The organism is Streptomyces caelestis, from assembly GCF_001279005.1.
Taxonomy (GTDB): Bacteria; Actinomycetota; Actinomycetes; order Streptomycetales; family Streptomycetaceae; genus Streptomyces; species Streptomyces heliomycini.
This window is the reverse complement of the sequence record NZ_LGCN01000285.1, coordinates 1-2948: the sequence shown is the minus strand read 5'-3', so window position 1 is coordinate 2948 and position 2948 is coordinate 1. Positions and strand designations below refer to the sequence as shown.

The 2948-nt window shown below is 70.2% G+C and carries 2 protein-coding genes; both read right to left on the bottom strand.

Going from position 1 to position 2948, the window contains the following annotated elements:
* Positions 1–1754, bottom strand: a 1754-nt coding sequence (locus ADK41_RS38230) for an alpha-amylase family glycosyl hydrolase (protein WP_245174649.1), incomplete at its 3' end; no start/stop codon positions are given.
* A 101-nt stretch (positions 1755–1855) separates the two neighbouring features.
* Positions 1856–2948: pullulanase-associated domain-containing protein (locus tag ADK41_RS38225; protein WP_280923168.1), on the bottom strand; the 1093-nt coding region annotated here is incomplete at its 5' end.

Genomic DNA, 2948 nt, shown 5'->3' with positions numbered 1-2948 from the left:
TCCACGCGCACCTTCCGGTCCGCGCCGCTGCGCACCCGCGCCGACGACCCGTACACCCCGCGGAAATCCATCCCCGCCGAGTACGTCGGCACCCCGACCATCCGGGCCTTCGCCGCGTTGTTCACCGCGACGACGTACTCCACCCGCTGCCTCGCATCCGTGCGCGAGAACGCGTACACACCCGGACCGTCATCGGCGTACCGCTCCTCCTGCACACCGTCACGCAAAGCCGGATGCCGCTTCGTCAGCTGTGAAAGGGAAGCGATCGCCTTGTACAGCGGATGCGCCGGGTCGTACGCGTCCGAGGCATGCGTACGCTCGGTGCCGATCTGGTCGTCGTCCAGGTACTCCGGGACCTTCGACGCGAACAGCGTCTGCCGGGCGCCCTTGTCCCCGCCCGGTCCGGTGAAGCCCTGCTCGTCACCCGCGTAGATCACCGGGTTGCCCCGCGACAGGAACATCATCTCGTGCGCGAACCGGTCACGGCGCAGCAGCTCGGCGTCGTCCGCGCCCGGGTTGTCCTGGCTGACGAAGCTCCCGATGCGCCCCATGTCGTGGTTGCCGAGGAAGGTGACCTGCTCGTAGGCGTTGGCCTTGTCCGTGGTGTAGCGGTGGTCCTGGGCGAGGACGCCGGAGAGGGTGCTCGCCGGCTTGTCCTGGGAGGCGTAGCCGCGGATGGCGTTCTGCAGCGGGAAGTCGAGCGTGGCGTCGAGCCGGCCCTCGGTCACGTAGGGCGCCGTGACGGCCGGGTCGGAGGAGAGGGTCTCGCCGAAGACGAAGAAGTCCTCGCGTCCCCTCTTCGCGGCGTAGGCGTCGATCGCGGTCGCCCACTGCGTCCAGAACGGCATGTCGACGTTGCGGACCGTGTCGACGCGGAAGCCGTCCACGTCGAAGTCCCTGACCCACCTCTGGTAGATCTTCTCCAGGCCCTCGACGACCTCGGGCCGTTCGGTCCACAGGTCGTCGAGACCGGTGTGGTCGCCGTAGAGGCCGCTCTCGCCGACGAAGGTGGAGTCGCCCCGGTTGTGGTACATCGTGGGGTCGTTCAGCCACGCCGGGACCTTCACGTCGGCCTCGTCCTCGTTCACCACGGGCGTGTAGGGGAAGCTGTCCCGGTCGACCTTGCCCATGCGGGAGCTGTCGTCGAAGGGACGACCCCGGGTGTCGAGGTAGGGGTAGGCGCCCTTGGAGCGGTAGCCGTACTTCTTCTCGACGTTCGTGACGGTGTCGGCGGTGTGGTTGGTGATGACGTCGAAGAAGACCTTCATGCCCTTGGCGTGGGCCTTGTCGATGAGTTCCGCGAGCTCGGCGTTGGTGCCGAAGTGCGGGTCGACCTGGGTGAAGTCGGTGATCCAGTAGCCGTGGTAGCCGGCGGACTCGCCACCGCCCTGCACCGGCTTGTTCTTGAAGATCGGCGCCATCCAGATCGCGGTGGTGCCCAGGCCCTTGATGTAGTCGAGCTTCTTGATCAGGCCCCTCAGGTCACCCCCCTGGTAGAAGCCCTTGTCCGTCGGGTCGAATCCCGTCGCGGTCCGGTCGCCGACGAGCCCTCCGCGGTCGTTGGCACGGGATCCGTTGGCGAACCGGTCGGGCAGCAGGAAGTACGCCTGTTCCCGGGTCAGGTCGTGGCGGGCCGGCTCGGCGGCGAGCCGGGCGTCGGACGGCGGACCGGGAGGCCGGGGTGCCGCGGCTGCCTGCTGGGGTGTGCTCAGCGCCGTGGCGAGCAGTGCGGCCACGACGGCCGCGGCGGCCATGGTCGTGGGGCCTGCCGTGGGTCCCGACACGGTTCCGCGGTGCGTGCCGCCGGGGCGGCCTCTTCGTCTTCTTCGGCCTCTTCGGTCTGGGAGCGAGCCGATCACTTGCCGGTTCCTTCCGGTCGGGTGTCTTCGATGCGCACGCCGGTGGCGCCCAACAGTGCCCCGTTGTCGGCGCGTTGGGTGGCGATCAGCCGGGCGCGGAGCGCCTGGCCGACGCGGTCGCGGTCCCGCGGGTCCACGCGGAACGCCGAGGCCTGTGCGTACTGGGGGTAGCGGGACCTCTGGGCCTCGGTCAGCTCGGTCGGTACGAGCCGCAGCCACTGCCCCTCGTCGGTCAGTGCGCCGTTCTCGATCGTGAGGTCGCCCTCGGTGGCGTACACCAGTTGCTGGCTGGCCACGCCGCTGCCCTCACCCGTCCACACGACGGTGTCGTCACCGATCCAGGTGGCCTCCGCCGCGCGCAGGTCTAGGCCGAAGGCGCCACCGGGAGAGGGCGTCAGATAGGTGGGGTCGCCCGCCACGCGCCAGACCTCGTGCCCGTAGAGGGAGAAGTCGAGGGCCTCGTCGTCGGGGATGTCCTTCTCCTGCCCCTTGTGCAGGATGTAGCTGAGGGAGGCGGCTCCGTCGTTCAGCGGCACCTCGAAGACGAGCCCGAAGGGGTCCTCGCGCACCGGCAGGACGGGGTCGTTCCACTCGGGCGGGTCGGCGGACCCCGTCCAGGTGTGCAGGCCCCATCCCTCGTAGTCGCCGTCGGGCCGGTGGTAGTGCAACACGGCCTTGGTGCCGTCCCGGGGCGGGTAGGCGGACTCGGGTCTGGCTTTCAGGACCGTCGTGTTGTTCTGCTCGGTCCACACCTCGCCGGACACGGCGACGTCGAGGACGCGCTCGGGTCCGTCGGGGACTCCGTCCTTCTCGACGGTGAACCGGATGGCGCCGGCACCGGGGCCGGGGGTGATCCACGCGAAGGCCCCGTAGGCGTCGCGGCCGGCGAACCGGGCCGTCGTACCGTCGGCGGTCCGCAGCAGCAGACCGTCGTAGTCGCCGTCCGCGCGCCGGTGGTGGACGACCGCGTGGTGTCGCTTCGCGGTGGGCTTCTCGGGGGCGGGGGGTTGTCCGGCGGTGGTGGCGGCGGTGTCGCTCGCGGTGCGTCCCGCGCCGTCGACGACGACGGCCTTGTAGCGCAGCGGCGTT